General features: G+C 64.8%; 18 protein-coding genes. 4 read left to right on the plus strand and 14 right to left on the minus strand.

The genetic code is table 11. The features are described from left to right. Nucleotides 1–535 (plus strand): thiosulfate sulfurtransferase GlpE (locus IN820_RS12500; RefSeq protein ID WP_268939453.1); only part of this gene is annotated, 535 nt, incomplete at its 5' end. Further along, nucleotides 493–741, plus strand: a complete 249-nt coding sequence (locus IN820_RS22665; RefSeq protein WP_235989153.1) for an ankyrin repeat domain-containing protein — start codon at nt 493–495, stop codon at nt 739–741. The genes IN820_RS12500 and IN820_RS22665, both read left to right, overlap by 43 nt. 13 nt (nt 742–754) lie before the next feature. Here the strand turns inward: IN820_RS22665 and IN820_RS12505 are convergent, their stop codons facing one another. The 4 genes from IN820_RS12505 to IN820_RS12520 form a co-directional block, all read right to left on the minus strand. Beyond that, a complete protein-coding gene (locus IN820_RS12505) occupies nt 755–1,522 on the minus strand; it encodes an SDR family oxidoreductase (protein WP_193681302.1) in 768 nt (255 codons plus the stop codon). 104 nt (nt 1,523–1,626) lie between these two features. Beyond that, entirely contained in the window at nt 1,627–2,694 is a 1,068-nt protein-coding gene (locus tag IN820_RS12510; protein WP_193681303.1) for a phosphotransferase family protein, read from the minus strand. Between the two features lie 345 nt (nt 2,695–3,039). After that, complete coding sequence (locus tag IN820_RS12515) at nt 3,040–3,354, minus strand: SCP2 sterol-binding domain-containing protein (RefSeq protein ID WP_013982897.1); 315 nt, start codon at nt 3,352–3,354, stop codon at nt 3,040–3,042. A gap of 59 nt (nt 3,355–3,413) precedes the next feature. Continuing rightward, entirely contained in the window at nt 3,414–4,115 is a 702-nt protein-coding gene (locus IN820_RS12520) for a histidine phosphatase family protein (RefSeq protein ID WP_193681304.1), read from the minus strand. A 181-nt stretch (nt 4,116–4,296) separates the two neighbouring features. Here IN820_RS12520 and sohB point away from each other — a divergent pair, with 181 nt between their 5' ends. Then, nucleotides 4,297–5,319 (plus strand): protease SohB, encoded by a 1,023-nt coding sequence (gene sohB / locus IN820_RS12525; RefSeq protein WP_193681305.1) that lies wholly within the window; start codon nt 4,297–4,299, stop codon nt 5,317–5,319. A gap of 15 nt (nt 5,320–5,334) precedes the next feature. After that, nucleotides 5,335–6,324: a YhdH/YhfP family quinone oxidoreductase gene (locus IN820_RS12530; RefSeq protein ID WP_193681306.1), complete on the plus strand. Its 990-nt coding sequence runs from the start codon at nt 5,335–5,337 to the stop codon at nt 6,322–6,324. Nucleotides 6,325–6,599: 275 nt separating this feature from the next. Here the strand turns inward: IN820_RS12530 and IN820_RS12535 are convergent, their stop codons facing one another. The 10 genes from IN820_RS12535 to IN820_RS12575 all read right to left on the minus strand — a co-directional run bounded on the left by IN820_RS12535 (nt 6,600) and on the right by IN820_RS12575 (nt 15,500). Beyond that, on the minus strand, nt 6,600–7,100 hold the full coding sequence (locus IN820_RS12535; RefSeq protein ID WP_193681307.1) for a DUF934 domain-containing protein: 501 nt from the start codon (nt 7,098–7,100) through the stop codon (nt 6,600–6,602). Beyond that, nucleotides 7,084–8,742, minus strand: coding sequence for a nitrite/sulfite reductase (locus IN820_RS12540; RefSeq protein ID WP_193681308.1), 1,659 nt, complete (start codon nt 8,740–8,742; stop codon nt 7,084–7,086). Before IN820_RS12540 ends, IN820_RS12535 begins: the two co-directional genes overlap by 17 nt. 496 nt (nt 8,743–9,238) lie before the next feature. Continuing rightward, nucleotides 9,239–9,454, minus strand: a complete 216-nt coding sequence (locus IN820_RS12545; protein WP_193681309.1) for a DUF2970 domain-containing protein — start codon at nt 9,452–9,454, stop codon at nt 9,239–9,241. 129 nt (nt 9,455–9,583) lie between these two features. Further along, nucleotides 9,584–10,111 (minus strand): Hsp20/alpha crystallin family protein, encoded by a 528-nt coding sequence (locus IN820_RS12550; RefSeq protein ID WP_193681310.1) that lies wholly within the window; start codon nt 10,109–10,111, stop codon nt 9,584–9,586. 154 nt (nt 10,112–10,265) lie between these two features. Further along, a complete protein-coding gene (locus tag IN820_RS12555) occupies nt 10,266–11,150 on the minus strand; it encodes an EF-hand domain-containing protein (RefSeq protein WP_235989151.1) in 885 nt (294 codons plus the stop codon). Then, on the minus strand, nt 11,048–11,362 hold the full coding sequence (locus IN820_RS22670; RefSeq protein WP_235989152.1) for a hypothetical protein: 315 nt from the start codon (nt 11,360–11,362) through the stop codon (nt 11,048–11,050). The genes IN820_RS12555 and IN820_RS22670 overlap by 103 nt, the downstream gene beginning before the upstream one ends. A 55-nt stretch (nt 11,363–11,417) precedes the next feature. After that, entirely contained in the window at nt 11,418–11,873 is a 456-nt protein-coding gene (locus tag IN820_RS12560) for a 3-phosphoshikimate 1-carboxyvinyltransferase (protein ID WP_193681311.1), read from the minus strand. A gap of 22 nt (nt 11,874–11,895) precedes the next feature. Next, the gene (locus IN820_RS12565; protein ID WP_193681312.1) at nt 11,896–13,212 is read right to left on the minus strand and encodes a leucine-rich repeat-containing protein kinase family protein; all 1,317 of its coding nucleotides are present in this window, start codon (nt 13,210–13,212) and stop codon (nt 11,896–11,898) included. 88 nt (nt 13,213–13,300) lie between these two features. Then, complete coding sequence (locus IN820_RS12570) at nt 13,301–14,329, minus strand: RNA methyltransferase (RefSeq protein WP_193681313.1); 1,029 nt, start codon at nt 14,327–14,329, stop codon at nt 13,301–13,303. 22 nt (nt 14,330–14,351) lie between these two features. Beyond that, on the minus strand, nt 14,352–15,500 hold the full coding sequence (locus IN820_RS12575; RefSeq protein ID WP_193681314.1) for an MFS transporter: 1,149 nt from the start codon (nt 15,498–15,500) through the stop codon (nt 14,352–14,354). Between the last annotated feature and the right edge of the window lie 565 nt (nt 15,501–16,065).

Raw genomic sequence — 16,065 nt, forward strand, 5'->3', positions numbered from 1 at the left:
CCTGATCCGCTCCGAACCGGCGCTGACCCTGTTCGACGTGCGTGATGCGCACAGCTACAGGCAGGAGCACCTGGAGGGCGCCATGCACCTGAGCGAGGATCGCGTGGCCGCATGGCTCGGCCGCCTTCCCAAGGACGCGCCGGTGCTGATCTATTGCTACCACGGCAATGCGAGCAGGACCTTCGCGCAGATGTTTTCCGATTTCCACTTCGCCAGGGTCTACAGCGCCGACGGTGGCTACCGGCCGCTGGCCACGGCGTTGCAGGGTTCTCCGGCGCGGGTGTCCGGGGCCGCCGGGAGCCCCGAGCTGCTGGCCTTTCTCGGCGAATGGCAATTCGACCCCGCCGACCTCGATGCGCCGCGCCTGCATGGCCTGACGCCGTTGATGCGTGCCGCCCTGCAAGGCCAGCGGACGCTCGCCAGGGAACTGCTGAGCTTCGGCGTGGATATCCAATCCATGCGCGCAACGACGATGGCAACACCGCGCTGTGGCTGGCTTGCGTCTCGCGTGACGAGGGGCTGGTGCAGGACCTGATCGATGCCGGGATCGCACTCGACAATCGCAACGACGCCGGCGCCACGGCGCTGATGTACACCGCCTCCAGCGACCGGCCGCAACTGTTGCGGCTATTGCTGGAGGCCGGCGCCGATCCTCAGCTGAAGAATTTCGACGATATGCGAGCGGTGGAGCTGGCCGCCTCCGTCGCCTGCCTGAAACTGCTGCGCCACACCGCCGCTTGAAGGGCCGCGTCGATCAGGCCAGGTAGCCGCCATCGACGTTCAGCGATACGCCGGTGGTGTAGCTCGACGCATCGCTGGCCAGATAGAGCACGGCGCCGGCCATTTCGCTCGGTTGGGCGACTCGGCTGAGCGGGATGTGTTGCAGCGCCGTTTCGAGAATGGCCTCGTTCTTGACCAGCGCCGAAGCGAACTTGGTGTCGGTCAAGCCGGGTAGCAGGGCATTGCAGCGGATGCCGAACGGCGCGCATTCCTTGGCGAAGGCCTTGGTCATGTTGATCACCGCGCCCTTGGTGATGGAGTAGATGCCCTGGAAGTGGCCCGGCGATACGCCATTGATGGAGGCGACATTGATGATGCTGCCGCCGCCGTTCTCGCGCATCAGCTTGCCGGCCTCGACCGACATGTAGAAGTAACCGCGGACATTGACGTCGACGGTCTTCTGGAAGGCCGACACGTCGGTATCGAGGATGTGGCAGAACTGCGGGTTGGTGGCGGCGTTGTTGACCAGGATGTCGAGACGGCCGAACTGCTCGCGGATGCCGGCGAACACCGCCTGGATCTGCTCCATCTCGCCGATATGGCAGGCCACCGGGGTCGCCTTGCCGCCAGCGGCGACGATCGCCTCGGCCACCGCCTGGCAGCCGTCGATCTTGCGGCTGGAGACGATCACATGGGCACCTTGCTGGGCGAGCAGCTTGGCGATGGCTTCGCCGATGCCGCGGCTGGCGCCGGAAACGAAGGCGATCTTGCCGTCAAGGTCGAACAGGGTGGTCTTGGACATGGTCGGGTTCCTCTTGTTGTTCGTTCCCGTGGTCATGCGCGGGAGTGGTTGAGTGGTTTCAGAACCTGTTTCCGATCTGCTGCGCCTGGATCGGAAACAGGTTCTTAGAGCTTCGACTGCCCGATCACCTGCAGCGCCTTCTGCTCCAGCAGTCTGTTCATGTGGATGAACTGGGCGAAGCGCTTGTCCTGGGTCTGGCCGTGGTGGAAGCGGTAGTAGATCTGCTGGACGATCCCGGCCAGGCGGAACAACCCGTAGGTGTAGTAGAAGTCGATGCAGGGAATCGCTATCCCGGCGCGTTCGGCGTAGTAGTCGACGAAGCCTTGGCGGGTGTGCATGCCGGGTAGATGGCTGGGCTGCCTGCGGATCGCCTGCATCGGCGGCGGGTCGTTCGCCTCGATCCAGTAGGCGAGGGTGTTGCCCAGGTCCATCAGCGGGTCGCCGATGGTGGTCATCTCCCAGTCCAGCACGCCGATGATCCGCATCGGGTTGTCCGGGTCGAGGATGACGTTGTCGAACCGGTAGTCGTTGTGGATGATCCCGGGCTTGGGATGATCGGCGGGCATCTTGTCCTTCAGCCAGGCCTTGACCGCTTCCCAGGCGGGTGCATCCGGCGTGATCGCGCGCTCGTAGCGTTCGCTCCAGCCCTCGATCTGGCGCTTGACGTAGCCTTCCGGCCGGCCCAGGTCGCCGAGGCCGCAGGCCTGGTAATCGACATTGTGCAGCTCGACGAACTTGTCGATGAAGCTCTCGCAGAGCGCGCGGGTCCGGGCTTCGTCGAAGTCCAGTTCCGGCGGCAGGTCGGCGCGCAGGATGATGCCGTTGACCCGCTCCATCACATAGAACTCGGCGCCTATCACCGACTCGTCGGTGCAATGGGCATAGGCCTTCGGGCAGTAGGGGAAGCCCGCGTTGAGCTGGTTGAGGATGCGGTATTCGCGGCCCATGTCGTGGGCCGACTTGGCCTTGTGGCCGAACGGCGGACGTCGCAGCACCAGTTCCCGCCCGGGGTATTGCAGCAGATAGGTCAGATTGGAGGCGCCACCGGGAAACTGGGAAATCGTCGGCGTGCCGTCCAGGCCGGGGATGTGCGCCTTGAGATAGCGGTCGATGACGTCGGCCGGAAGCTCTTCGCCGTCCCGAACGCGGGTGGTCTGATCTGTAAGCGCCATGTTTATCCCTTCTACTTATGTTTGGTGCCCGAGATGATTCAGTAATCTAATGCTCGTGCGGCCTTGCACCAAGCGAAGCCGGCCGTTATTGGCCGCAGTGTTGCCGGTCAATCAAGGGCCCTGATTCGTCTGTGGCCACCGTTGGTGGGCTGAAGCGGAGCGCTGCCCGGCCCACCCTGCGCATATGCCGAGCGGCCTGCAGTTGTAGCTGTAGGGTGGGCTTCAGCCCACCGGCCCGGGATTCGGGGCCTTCTGCGTCAAACCCCAATACTCGATGCAGGCATAGCCATAAAAAAACCGAAGCCGGGCTTCGGTTTTTTCGTCTCTCGGCTGCTGGCTCGTGCCTCAGGCCGGGAACAGCTCGCTGAGCTTCAGGGCCAGCATCATGTCGCCTTCGGCGCGCAGCTTGCCGCCCATGAAGGCCTGCATGCCGTCGGTCTCGCCGCTGACGATGCCCTGCATGGTTTCGCTGTCCATGATCAGGGTGACGTTGGCGTCGCTGGAATCGCCCTGCTGCAGATCGCAGGTGCCGTCCTTGACGACCAGGTAGTAGTTCTCGGCATCGGTGATGTTGAACTGGAAGACCAGATCCAGGCCGGCGGCAGCGCTGGGGTTGAACTTCGACTGCATGCCTTTGAAGGTCTCGGCGACGTTGCTCATGGGGATTTCCTTTTGGACGTTATGGGTAACACGCAGCCTTGGGCCGCTATGGGCTGGGCTCATCTATGGGTGACGAGCTCCGGATTCTTCAACAGTTGCAGATGCGCATGACCGTTGAAGGAAGCCAGGGCGACCTCACGATCGCGGAATTTCAGCAGGCTCAGCGAGGTGTTGACGATCTGCCAGTTCATCTCGAATGCCTTGACCGGCGGCACGCCGATGATCAATTGAAGCAGTGCGGTAATGGTTCCGCCAGACGTGAAGATGGCGATGCGATCGTGCTTGCCCGCCTTTTCGAGAATCCGCTCCAGCCCGCCGCGAACGCGCTCGACGAAGCCCTGCCAGCTCTCCAGGTCGTCCTTCTCGTGCTCGCCGGAAATCCAGCGATGCACCACGTGGCTGAACAGGCGCTGGAAGTCGGCGCGGTGATCGGCGGCATTGCGCAGGATGTGCATCGCGTTCGGCTCGACCGCGAGCAGCTCTGGCAGGTGCGCACGGATCACCGCATCGGCATGGAATTCGTTGAAAGCGGCGTCGATCTCCAACTCGGGGCGCGCCGCTCCCAGTCTGGAGAGGGTGGCCCGGGCGGTGTCCTGCTGGCGGTTCAGCTCGCCGGCAAGGCAGCGGTCGAAGCCGATGTCGAGCTGGGCCAGGTAATCGCCCAGCGCCTCCGATTGCCGGTAGCCGAGGGGAGACAGCACGTCGTAGTTTTCTGCGCCGAAAGAGGCTTGTCCATGCCTGATCAGGTAGATACTGCCCATGCTGCTGCTCCGGCTGGCTCTGGTTTTTCGCGAGGGTAGGGGCATCATTTGGGAGTGTCAACGATAATTCGAACGTTTGTTTGAATCGCTCCGACTGGCTCAGCCACGGGGGCGCCGGTATGCTGGCGGTTCGACGCCCAGTGGACAGCTGCCGGCGATTGAATCTCACCGAGGAGGGGACGTGGAATTTCTTGCCGACTACGCCAGCTTTCTGGCCAAGACCGTCACGCTGGTGCTGGCCATCGTCATCGTGCTCATCGCCTTGGCTTCGTTGCGGCGCGGGCGCAGCAAGCAGGGCGGCGGGCACCTGGAGGTGCATAAACTCAACGAATTCTACAAGTCGATGCGCGAGCGCCTGGAGCAGGCGGTGCTGGAAAAGGATCAGCTCAAGGCGTTGCGCAAGCGGGAAGCGAAGGCCGCCAAGCAGACCCGGAAGACGGAAACGCCTACGCGGGTCTTCGTGCTCGACTTCGACGGCGACATTCGCGCCTCGGCGGTTGACAGCCTGCGCCACGAGGTGACCGCGTTGCTGACGCTGGCGACGCCGCAGGACGAAGTGGTACTGCGCCTGGAAAGCGGCGGCGGGATGGTGCATGGCTATGGCCTGGCGGCGTCGCAGCTGGTGCGCATTCGCGATGCGGGCGTGCCGTTGACCGTCTGTGTCGACAAGGTGGCGGCCAGCGGCGGTTACATGATGGCCTGCATCGGCGACAGGATTCTCGCCGCGCCTTTCGCCATCCTGGGCTCGATCGGCGTGGTCGCGCAGTTGCCCAACGTTCACCGTCTGCTGAAGAAGCATGACGTGGACTTCGAGGTACTGACCGCCGGCGAGTACAAGCGAACGCTGACCGTGTTCGGCGAGAACACCGAGAAAGGTCGGGAAAAGTTCCAGGAAGACCTGGAGACCACCCATGAACTGTTCAAGAACTTCGTCGCCCGCTACCGCCAGCAAGTCTCCATAGACGATGTGGCGACGGGCGAGGTATGGCTCGGCATCGCCGCGCTGGGCAAGCATCTGGCGGACGAGCTCAAGACCAGCGACCAGTACCTCTCCGAGCGTGCCCACGAGGCGGAACTGTTCCAGCTGCATTACGTCGAGAAGAAAAGCCTGCCCGAGCGCTTCGGCATGGCCGCCAGTGCGGTCATGGCGCACGGTCTGCTTAAAGGCTGGAGCCGGCTGAACGAACAACGATTCTGGCAATAATCGAGGAGAACCAAGATGGGCTTCAAGGCATTGCAAGTCAGCGAGGCGGCCGAAGGCCGTTTCGAATCCCGGGTCGTCGAGCGCGCCATCGATGAATTGCCGGCCGGCGAGGTGCTCATCCGGGTGCGCTATTCCTCGCTGAACTTCAAGGACGCACTGTCGGCCAGCGGCAATCGCGGCGTTACCCGCAGCTATCCGCACACACCGGGGATCGATGCGGCGGGTGCCGTCGCCTCGTCCAGCGTCGCGGAGTTCGCCGAAGGCGACGAGGTCATCGTCACCGGCTACGATCTGGGCATGAACACCGCGGGCGGTTTCGGCCAGTACATTCGAGTGCCGGCCGCCTGGGTGATCAAGCGGCCCCAGGGCTTGTCGCTACGCGAGGCGATGGTGCTGGGCACGGCGGGGCTGACCGCCGCCCTGTGCGTCGACAAGCTCGAGCAGGCGGGCCTGGAGCCGGGCGAGGCGCCCGTGCTGGTGACCGGAGCCACGGGCGGCGTCGGCAGCATCGCGGTGGCGCTGCTTGCCAGCCTCGGCTACAAGGTGGCGGCGGTGACCGGCAAGGCGGACCAGGCCGAGTTCCTCACGCGCCTCGGCGCCAGTCAGATCGTCGAGCGTGCCGCCCTGCAGGCCGGCGTGGAAAAGCCGCTGTTGAAGGAGCAATGGGCCGGCGCGGTGGATACCGTAGGCGGCGATATCCTGTTCAACGTGGTCAAGTCGCTGCAGCGCGGCGCCAGCGTCGCCTGCTGCGGACTCACCGCAGGCACCCACTTCCAGGCCAGCGTGCTGCCGTTCATCCTGCGGGGCGTCAACCTGCAGGGCGTCGATTCGGTCGAGATTCCGCTGGTGGTCAAGGCGTCGATGTGGGACAAGCTTTCGCTGCAGTGGAAGCTGGCCAACCTGGATGAACTGGTCCGCGAGATCGACCTGGATCAGTTGCCGGAGGCCATCGAGCGAATCCTCGCTGGCGGTCAGGTAGGCCGCATACTGGTGCGCCTGGACTGAATGCCGTCGCGCCTGACGAACCTTTATCGGCGCGATAGTGGCAATGAATTTCCTCGGAAGCGACGTTTGGCGGAATCTAGCGCCACTCCTGAACGCAACCGAGGAATCGCTCATGAAGAAGCTCGCCGAGAAGATCAAGCAGATCGCTTCCAGCAAGAAGCCCGCAGCTGTCGCTACGGTCGAACATCCGAACTTCTGGATGTATCAATGAAATGAAATGAAATGCCCGCCAAATCAGGCGGGCATTTCATTTCAGGCTTGCAACTCGGCTGCCGTCAGCCCTGGCGGCGGCGGAACAGCGGACGGGCGTCGTCGGCCGCCGCCTGGTAGGTCACCGAGAAGTCCTTGAGGCCTTGCAGGGCATCGAGCGGATCGCGATCGGCTCTCACGGCGAAGGCATCGAAACCGCAGCGGCGCATGTAGAACAGCTGGTCGCGCAGCACGTCGCCGATGGCGCGGATCTCGCCCTTGTAGCCGTAACGCTCGCGCAGCAGGCGCGCACTGGAGTAGTGGCGGCCGTCGGTGAAACTCGGGAAGTTGAGGGCGATGACCTGGAAATGCGCCAGGTCGTCGGCGATCTCTTCCACCTGCTCGTCGGCATCGAGCCAGACCCCGAGGCCGCCGTCGCGGGCCTTGAGGGCATGCGCATGGTCGAGCCACAGGTGCAGTGGCACGATCAGGTCGTCGCTGTTGCACAGGTCGTCGAGCGTCTGCTCCTTGGGCAGCAGGTGCCAGGTCTCGTCGACGAGCTGGTCGTTCTTAATGATTCGCTGCATAGACGCGCTCCTTGAAGGGCTCGATGCCGATGCGGCGGAAGGTGTCGAGAAACTGTTCATCTTCGGTACGTCGCTCCACGTAGACGGTGATGATCTTTTCGATCACGTCGGGCATTGCATCCTGGGCGAAGGACGGGCCGAGGATCTGGCCAAGGCTGGCGTTGCGGCCCGAACTGCCGCCCAGCGAGACCTGGTAGAACTCGGCACCTTTCTTGTCGACGCCGAGAATGCCGATGTGGCCGACATGGTGGTGGCCGCAGGCGTTCATGCAACCGGAGATGTTCAGGTCGATGTTGCCCAGGTCGAACAGGTAGTCGAGGTCGTCGAAGCGGCGCTGGATGGCCTCGGCGATCGGAATCGACTTGGCGTTGGCCAGCGAGCAGAAGTCACCGCCCGGGCAGCAGATGATATCGGTCAGCAGGCCGATGTTCGGCGTGGCCAGGCCCAGCTCGCGCAGTTCGTGCCAGAGTTCGAACAGCCTGGCCTGTTCGACATCGGCGAGAATCATGTTCTGTTCGTGGGAATTGCGCACTTCGCCGAAGCTGTAGCGATCGGCCAGCTCGGCAATGGCGTCGAGCTGTTTGTCGGTGACGTCGCCCGGCGCGACGCCGGTGCTCTTCAGCGAAAGGGTGACCGCGGCGTAGCCGGGCTTCTTGTGCGCGACCACGTTGCGCTGGCGCCAGCGGGCGAAGCCGGGGTGTTCGGCGTCGAGTTGGGCGAGGGCGGCATCCTGGTCTTGCAGCGCCTTGTAGTCGGGGTCGACGAAGAATTTGCCGACGCGTTCGACCTCGGCTTCGGTCAGCGTCGTCGGGCCGTCCTTCAGGTGCGCCCATTCGGCATTGACGCGCTCGGCGAACACTTCCGGGGTCAGCGCCTTGACCAGGATCTTGATCCGCGCCTTGAACTTGTTGTCGCGGCGGCCATAGCGGTTGTAGACCCGCAGGATGGCGTCGAGGTAGCTGAGCAGGTGCTGCCACGGCAGGAATTCGTTGATGTAGCTGCCGACGATCGGAGTCCGGCCGAGGCCGCCGCCGACCGAGACGCGGAAGCCCAGTTCGCCGGCGGCGTTGTTCACCGCTTCCAGGCCGATGTCGTGCACCTCGATGGCCGCCCGGTCGCTGGCGGCGCCGTTCACCGCGATCTTGAACTTGCGCGGCAGGAAGGCGAATTCGGGGTGGAAGGTCGACCACTGGCGGATGATCTCGCACCAGGGCCGCGGATCGATCAGTTCGTCCTTGGCCACGCCGGCGAACTGGTCGGTGGTGGTGTTGCGGATGCAGTTGCCGCTGGTCTGGATGGCGTGCATCTGTACGGTGGCCAGTTCGGCAAGGATCTCGGGTACGTCTTCCAGGTCCGGCCAGTTGAACTGCACGTTGGTGCGGGTACTGATGTGGGCGTAGCCCTTGTCGTAGTGACGGGCGATCTGCGCCAGCTTGCGCAGCTGGGTGGAGGACAGCAGCCCGTAGGGAACGGCTACGCGCAGCATGGGCGCGTAGCGCTGGATGTAAAGGCCGTTCTGCAGACGCAGCGGGCGGAATTCCTCATCAGCGAGTTCGCCGGCCAGGAAGCGGCGGGTCTGGTCGCGGAACTGCCGCACCCGATCCTCGATGATGTGTTGGTCGTACTGGTCGTAAACGTACATAAATGTCCTGTTCTCAGGCTGTCTACAGCTGTTGCGCGCACGGCCGCGCACCCCGTTCAGGGAGTCGGGCAAGATACCAGCTACCGGTTATGCGCAAAAGTGAAGTTTGGGAATATGTTTAGAACGAAAGCTATCCGAATCGCATGAGCGACCAGCTTGCCTTGAGCGATGCCGATGGCTGGTCTTAACTTGCTGAGTCAGCCGCGAGTGCGATCTCGCCTACAAAAAGGAGACACCCCTTGAGAAACGACCAGCGCGACAGTTTGGTGGACGCCGCGGCGATCTTCGCCCTGATCATGCTCGCGGTCGGCACGGCGATTTTCTGGGTGAGCCACCAGTAACGATCCAGCCGTATCCGGGGCGGGTGGCGCTGCGCCGAGACAGGCGCTTTTCGTAGGGAGCGCTACGCGTGCCGCCGGACTCTGCCATGGACTCGTGGGGTGTTCAGCCGCGGCTGATCGCCGGCAAGCCGGCTCCTACAAGGTGCCTGGAAGGCTCAGGGTGCGACGAGATAGAGCACCAGCTTGACCGCGCCGAGAATCACCAGCACGAAAAGCGCCGTGAAGCCCAGGCCGAGGAAGATGAAGTGGCTGGGCTTGCCCTGGGTGAAATCCCGGGCGCGGTTCTTGCCGCTCTGCACGCCCAGCGCCGCGGCCAGCACGCTGCCGAGCATCTGGCGCAGGGTCAGGGGTTTGTCTCGTTCTTCGTTCATGTCTGCCTCGAACCGCCGGAATTTCCGGAAAGTCTAGTCGAGGCAGCGGGGCAGGATGGCAGGAACGTGCCATGGCGGACCGGGATCGGGCGAGGCGGGCGGATGGGCGATGCCGACCCGCCTTCGGGGTCACTCGGCCTTGATGGATATACTCTTTTCGCCTGCCGATGCGCCCGGTTTCTTCGCCATGGACAGTGTCAGCACACCTTTGCCGAACCTGGCGTCGATCTGCTCGCGGTCGACGCCGTCCGGCAGGGCGAAACTGCGCTGGAAGCTGCCATACGAGCGTTCGGAAAGGTGGTAGCCCTCCTTCTCCTCCTTACGCTCCTGACGCTTCTCGCCCTTGATGATCAGGTTGTTGCCGACCAGTTTGACCTCCACGTCCTTCTCGTCCATGCCTGGCAGCTCGGCGGTGATCTCGAAGGTCGTGTCCTTTTCCACCACATCCACGGCCGGTATCCGCGCGAGACCGGCTTGCCAGAATGGCGTGGTCTCGAGGCCATGACGAGAGAAGGGCAGGTGCCAGGGACGCTCGAAATCGTCGAACAGCCGGTCGACCTGGCGTCGCAGGGAATCGAAGGGGCGCCATGGCTCCTGTGGGGCTGGCGTCTTGTTTGCTTCACTACTTACTGCAGGTTTGTTCGAAGTGTCGTTCATTTCGCAACCTCCATTAAGCTCGTGGAAAATACGGAGCGAAATTATTCTGGCCCGGCCATGGGCGTGCGGTTTGATCCCGATCAAATAGCCGATCGTTTTTGAATTCGCGGTTTCTTCGTTGGCTGTCGAGGTCTGGCGCGCCCTTGCCGAGCGTTCAAACCGCCAGGTCGATCTGCTGCAGGCTGCCGACCTGGCCATTTTCGAACAGAAACAGTCCGGTGCTGCGCACGCGGCCCTCCAACTGGCTGCCAACCAGCAGATCAAAGTCACCGTAGGCTCGCGCCAGGCCCAACGCACCGATGCCGGCTTGCTGCAGCCCCAGCAATTGACCGGCGTCATCCGCGGTGGGCCGCCACAGCCGCAGCTCGCTGAAAATGCTGTCACCTTCGTCGATGAAGCCGTTGCCGTCTTCGTCATAGGCCTGTAGATCGGCGAAGCCATCGCCGGATAATGCCCCGAAGAGTTCCCGGCCATCATCGATACGGCCATTGCCGTTGCGATCCAGTGCCAGGAAGGCGCTGCCCGCCCCCAGTTGCGCCATGCTCTCGGCCTTGCCGTCGGCGTCCAGATCGAAGCGGCTGCGCGCGCCCGGCTGCAGCTGCACTGGCCCGCCAGCGAGGTTGACCACCAGCGGGTCTTGCCAGGTGGCTCCGGCGCTCAGGCTGACGCTGCTGCGGGTGAACTGTACGTTGCTCATCCGCATCGACATGCCGAAATCGATCTGCCGCCCATCGGCCGTATGCACACGGCCACTGGCGTTCACCTCGAGCTCTTCGCCGCGCCACTCGCTGACTCTGTAGTTGTAACTGAGAGAGGCGGAAGCAGCCTGCTGGGAGGGCGGCTGTTGCCCCTGCGCACCGGGCGAGGACACGAGGCCGCCGTCGCCGGGCACCTTCAAGATCGCATCGGTCTGCTCGTTGAGGCGCCCGAGCGCGATCAGCAGCATGCGCAGCTTGAGCAGATCCGCCTCGTTGGGCGAGAAATCCAGCGCTTCGGCCGTTCCGATCGCCTCCGCCGCGTCGGCGGACCGTTGCGGCATGCCTTGTGCCAGCCGCTGTACGTCTTGCTCGCTGACGGCACGGCGATCAGCGGCCAGGCTGACGCCGAGAGGCTGACTTCGCTGCGTTCATGGCGGCTGATCTGCAGCCGCTGGCCGTTCTGCTGCGGGTCGAGCGATTCATTGATCTCGCGTCCGGCAACGAAGCGATATTCGCTGGCCAGATTCAGGTTCTCGCTGGAAACGATGCGCATGGCTGACTCCCCCGGAAACACAAGGGTTATCGGCAGCGTGCGGAGAAACAGGAGGTCAGAAGCTGGCCTTGAGCCAGTCCCACAGGCCGAGGGAGAAACCGGGGAACAGGTTGATGCCCAGCGCCGATTTGAGCACGTAGAGAATGGCGAGCCCAACCAGTGCACAGAACAGCAGGAACAGCGTGATCAGCGCCGCCTTGGCCATCAGCGAGAGGTTCTGCTGAGGCCGCGTCAGGTTGCGCTTGTTGCGTCCGGCCAGGATCGCGAAGTAGAAATGGTTGCCCCACAGCCTGACGGTGCCACGCAGGTCGACGCGGTGCTTGACCCACGAGCGGGCGCCGAAGACGCTGCGCAGCGCCTGCAGTTGCTCGTTGCTGAAGGCTTCGCGCAGGTGTTCGGGCAAGCGCTGCTTGAGACCGCGCACGAAGGGGTCCTGCTCCAGCGGTCGCTCGGCGAAGGGTTTGGGATAGGGCGTGCGATCGGTGTCGGAATCTGCTTCGGGTGAACTCATCGTCGGGGTCCGGCTGGGCGCGTCAGAGCGCGGCAAGGTTGAGGTCGAGCTGGGTGAAGTCCGGGCGCTGTTCCGCTCGTTCGGCCAGGCACTCTTGCTGCAGTTGGAGGAGGCGCTGCGCACGCACATCCTGCGCGCACTCGGCGCAACGCTGCAGCAATTCTTCCAGCAGACAGCCGAAGGCGCGAACCTCGACGCGTTGCAGGGCGCGCCCCATGGCGCTGGCGGGATCGAAGAACGAGGCGGCGCCGAAGTCGCTGAGCAGGCATTCGCCCTGGCGGTCGACCAGCAGATTGTGCGCGTAGAGATCGCCATGCAGGATGCCGCGCCGATGCAGGTGCGCCACCGCCGAGGCGACGCCGCGGGCGATGCGCAGCACCTGGGCAGTCTCGAATCGTTGGCCGTCGGCGTAGCAGTCGCGGGTGCAGCTGGCGAGCGACGGCGGCCCGGCCAGCGGCTGGAAGCTCGGCTCGATCAGCTCCATCAGCAGCCCCGGGGTCTGCCCGGCTGCCTCGGCCAGTGGCCCGGCGACGTCGATCAGGTTGGCGTGCCTGCCGGCGGCCACGCAGGCCGCCATTTCGCTGTGGGGCAGGCCGTCGCTGGTGAGATGGCCCTTGAACAGCTTGGCCGCCATCGCCTTTGGCGGCTGCCCGGCCGGGCGCCATTCGGCGCGATGGATGATGCCGGATGCGCCCTGGCCCAGCCTTTCATGCAGCACGAGGCTGTCGCGGGGCACCGGTGGCAATGGATGGCGGGCCAGGGTCGCGGCCTCGTTGGCGTCGCTGAAGGGGTTGCCGGCGAAGGCCAGCCAACCGAGCCGTGGCAACGCGAGCAACCATTCGGGCAAGGCCGCCAGGCGATTGGCGGCGATCCGCAGCAGCTCCAGCCTGCCACAGCCGGCGAGGCTGTCCGGCAGCGAACCCAGCCGGTTGCCGGCGAGCATCAGCTTCTGCAGGCGCTGGCAGCGGCCAAGCTCCGGCGGCAGCGTCTGCAGCTGGTTGTCGGTGAGGATCAACCAGCGCAACGCCGGCGGCAGGGCGGCGGCCGGCAGGTGACGGATGCGGTTGGCCTTGAAGCCGACCATCTCCAGCCGCGGACAATCGCCCAGGCTCTCCGGCATGGCGGTGAAGGGGTTGTCCGAGCAGAACAGGATGCGCAGCTTGCGCAGGCGCGACACATCGGCGGGCAGGGTGCGCAACTGGTTGCCGGAAAGGTTCAGCACCTCCAGCGTGTCGGCCAGCCCGAAGATTTCCTCGGGAAATTCGCGCAGATCGGCCGAGAGGTCGAGGCGCCGTATACCGGCCAGCTCGCCGCGCTTGAGTCGTTCCAGGGTGTGCATACTGCTCGTGGGCTTTCCTTGCTGTCGATGATCCGAGGCGGCCCTTTGTCTCAGGCCCTGCGCTGGGACAGTGCCCGGCCGCGGGGGTTCACCGCGACCGCTTGCGCTTGACGACCTGCTCGGCCCGCGCGCGCAACTGCCCGCAGCCGCCGTCGATGTCCTGGCCGGCCGAGTTGCGCACCTTGGTCAGCACGCCGCGGCTGTGCAGGTAGCGCACGATCTGCACGATGCGCTCGCCATCGGGGCGCTGGTAGTCGTCGTCTTCCAGGCTGTTGTAGGGGATCAGGTTCATTACCGCGTACTTGCCCTTGAGCAGGCGCAGGATGCCGTCCATCTCGTCCTGGTGGTCGTTGATGCCCTTGAGCAGCGTCCACTGGTACTGGATCGGGAAGCCCACCTCGCGAGCATAGGCCTCGCCCAGTTCGACCAGGGCCTGCGGAGTGATGTTTGGCGCGCGCGGCAGCAGGGCCTGGCGCAGCTCGGCGTCGGTGCTGTGCAGCGAGAGGGCCAGGGCGGGTTTGACCCGCTGCTGCGGCAGGCGCTCGAACACGCGCAGGTCACCGACCGTGGAGAACACCAGGTTCTTGTGGCCGATGCCGCCGTCGGTGCCGAGCAGGTCGATGGCCTCGAGCACGTTGTCGAGATTGTGCGCCGGCTCGCCCATGCCCATGAACACCACCTTCTTCACCGGCCGGAAGCGGCGGGCCAGGGCGACCTGGGCGACGATCTCGGCGCTGCCCAGCTGGCGCAGCAGGCCGCTTTTGCCGGTCATGCAGAACACGCAGCCCACCGCGCAGCCGACCTGGCTGGATACGCACAGGCCGTCGCGGGGCAGCAGCACGCTTTCCACCATCTGCCCGTCGGCCAGCTCCACCAGCAGGCGTGCCGAGCCGTCGGCCGCCGGGTGCTCGGAACGCAGGCGTGCCAGGCCGTCGAGCTCGGCATGCAGCGCTGGCAAGCCTTCGCGCACGCTCATGGGCAGGAAATCCTCGGCCTGCTGCTGGCGCCGACCGACGTCCAGCGGCAGGCCCTTCAGCCAGGCACGGGTCATCCGCCCGATATGGCGGGGCTTGGCGCCGATGGCGGCGAGGCGTTGCTGGAAGTCGGGAATGCGCATAGGGCGCGCATTCTATCCGGGCTTACGCGGTGAAGCGACGGCTGAACGGCACGATGGCCAGCAGCAGGACCGCGAGCAGGCCGAACGCCACCCCTAGCGAGCTGAAATGAGCCACCACGCCCATCATCGCCGGCCCGGCGAGGACACCGGCAAAGCCGATGGTGGTGGCGACGGTGACGGCCAGATGCACCGGCATGCCGTCCTGTCGGCTGAGTGACGAAATCAACACCGGCGAGACGTTGGCGCAGCCCAGCCCGCACAGACCATAGCCGATCAATGCCAGGGTCCAGTGTTCGGCGGCCAGGCTGAGGCCGATGCCGAGCGCCGCCAGCAGCCCACCGAAGGTGATCACCCGGGCGGTGCCGAGGCTGTTCACCAGGGGGCCGCCGGCGAAGCGGGCTACGGTGACCATCAGCGCGAAGGCGGCGTAGCCGAGGCCACCCTTGGCAACCTCGAGGCCCTTTTCGCCAGTGAGGTAGAGCGCGCTCCAATCCAGCACCGCGCCTTCGGCGAGGTAGACCACGAAGCACATCAACCCCACCAGCAGCACCATCGAAGTAGGGCGCACGAAGGCGAAGCCGCCGCCCGGCGCCCGGTTCGGCAGGAAGCCACGGGCGAAGCCGAGGTTCGCCAGCACGATGATGCCGATCATCAGGAAGCTGCCGGCCGCGGGCGCCAGGCCGAAGGTCAGCAGCCCGGTGAGCGTCAGCGCACCGCAGATGGCGCCCAGGCTGTACATGCCGTGGAAATTCGACATCAGCCGCCGCCCGACGGCGGTCTCCACCAGCACCGCCTGGATGTTCATGATCACGTCGATCACGCCCAGGCTGCCGCCGAAGCAGAACAGCGCCAGGCCCAGCAGCCAGATCGAGTCGGTCAGCGCCATGCCGGCCAGCGCCAGGGCGAGCAGCGCGACGCTGCACAATTGCACCGGACGGATGCCCCAGCGCGTCACCAGCACACCGGAGACCGGCATCCAGGTCAGCGAACCGACGCCGATGCACAGCAGCAACAGGCCGAACACCGCGTCGGTCATCTCGATGCGCTCGCGCACATAGGGCACCAGCGGTGCCCACACGGACAGGCCGAAACCGGCCATGAAAAAACCGCAACGGGTGGCGTTGCGCACGATGGGGGCATCGCTATGGATGGTGTCACTAACCGCAGACATGCACGGTACTCCTCGATGGGCGGAACGGGCCGATGGCCTGGCAGGGCGCGAAACAGCGCGCCATCACCAGAGCGCCAGCAGTCCCGTATCGAAGAGAAACAGCAGTCGACTTCCCGCGGGCAGGCTCGAAGAACAGGGGAGGCGAGTGCTGTGCATAGAAGAGAGGAGGTGATTCGACGGATGTCCATGAGGATACACAACCCGCGGCGATGCAGTCACCGCAGGCGTTCGCCGGCAAGGCAATTCTAGAGATTTCGCCAGTTCGCAGGGTGGGCAACGGCGAAGCCTTGCCCACGCGTCTGCCGGATATGAACGCGGATTATCCTTTGGCTCTGTCCCCATTGCGTGTTGCTCGAAGTGTCGAGGTGTTCTGAACGTCCGTAGGAGCGGGCCGTGCCCGCGAAGCTTTGCGCGCTGGAATATTCGCGGGCAAGGACTCGGCGTCCCCGCCCTCTCCTACAGGGATACGTCTATCCGCAACAGCCAACTCGGACAGAGCCTATCCTTTTGCCCCACCGTAGGCGCCCGCTTGCGGGCGATCGGCCGCAACGCCGATGATCGCCGG

This window comes from Pseudomonas lopnurensis (assembly GCF_015070855.1).
GTDB classification, from domain to species: Bacteria; Pseudomonadota; Gammaproteobacteria; order Pseudomonadales; family Pseudomonadaceae; genus Stutzerimonas; species Stutzerimonas lopnurensis.

Bases quoted from the DNA above. Each gene is read 5' to 3' on its own strand.
- IN820_RS12505 (WP_193681302.1), bottom strand. From the start codon at position 1,522: ATGTCCAAGACCACCCTGTTCGACCTTGACGGCAAGATCGCCTTCGTT.
- IN820_RS12510 (WP_193681303.1), bottom strand. From the start codon at position 2,694: ATGGCGCTTACAGATCAGACCACCCGCGTTCGGGACGGCGAAGAGCTT.
- IN820_RS12515 (WP_013982897.1), bottom strand. From the start codon at position 3,354: ATGAGCAACGTCGCCGAGACCTTCAAAGGCATGCAGTCGAAGTTCAAC.
- IN820_RS12520 (WP_193681304.1), bottom strand. From the start codon at position 4,115: ATGGGCAGTATCTACCTGATCAGGCATGGACAAGCCTCTTTCGGCGCA.
- IN820_RS12530 (WP_193681306.1), top strand. From the start codon at position 5,335: ATGGGCTTCAAGGCATTGCAAGTCAGCGAGGCGGCCGAAGGCCGTTTC.
- IN820_RS12535 (WP_193681307.1), bottom strand. From the start codon at position 7,100: ATGCAGCGAATCATTAAGAACGACCAGCTCGTCGACGAGACCTGGCAC.
- IN820_RS12540 (WP_193681308.1), bottom strand. From the start codon at position 8,742: ATGTACGTTTACGACCAGTACGACCAACACATCATCGAGGATCGGGTG.
- IN820_RS12545 (WP_193681309.1), bottom strand. From the start codon at position 9,454: ATGAACGAAGAACGAGACAAACCCCTGACCCTGCGCCAGATGCTCGGC.
- IN820_RS12550 (WP_193681310.1), bottom strand. From the start codon at position 10,111: ATGAACGACACTTCGAACAAACCTGCAGTAAGTAGTGAAGCAAACAAG.
- IN820_RS12555 (WP_235989151.1), bottom strand. From the start codon at position 11,150: ATGCCGCAACGGTCCGCCGACGCGGCGGAGGCGATCGGAACGGCCGAA.
- IN820_RS22670 (WP_235989152.1), bottom strand. From the start codon at position 11,362: ATGCGCATCGTTTCCAGCGAGAACCTGAATCTGGCCAGCGAATATCGC.
- IN820_RS12560 (WP_193681311.1), bottom strand. From the start codon at position 11,873: ATGAGTTCACCCGAAGCAGATTCCGACACCGATCGCACGCCCTATCCC.
- IN820_RS12565 (WP_193681312.1), bottom strand. From the start codon at position 13,212: ATGCACACCCTGGAACGACTCAAGCGCGGCGAGCTGGCCGGTATACGG.
- IN820_RS12570 (WP_193681313.1), bottom strand. From the start codon at position 14,329: ATGCGCATTCCCGACTTCCAGCAACGCCTCGCCGCCATCGGCGCCAAG.
- IN820_RS12575 (WP_193681314.1), bottom strand. From the start codon at position 15,500: ATGTCTGCGGTTAGTGACACCATCCATAGCGATGCCCCCATCGTGCGC.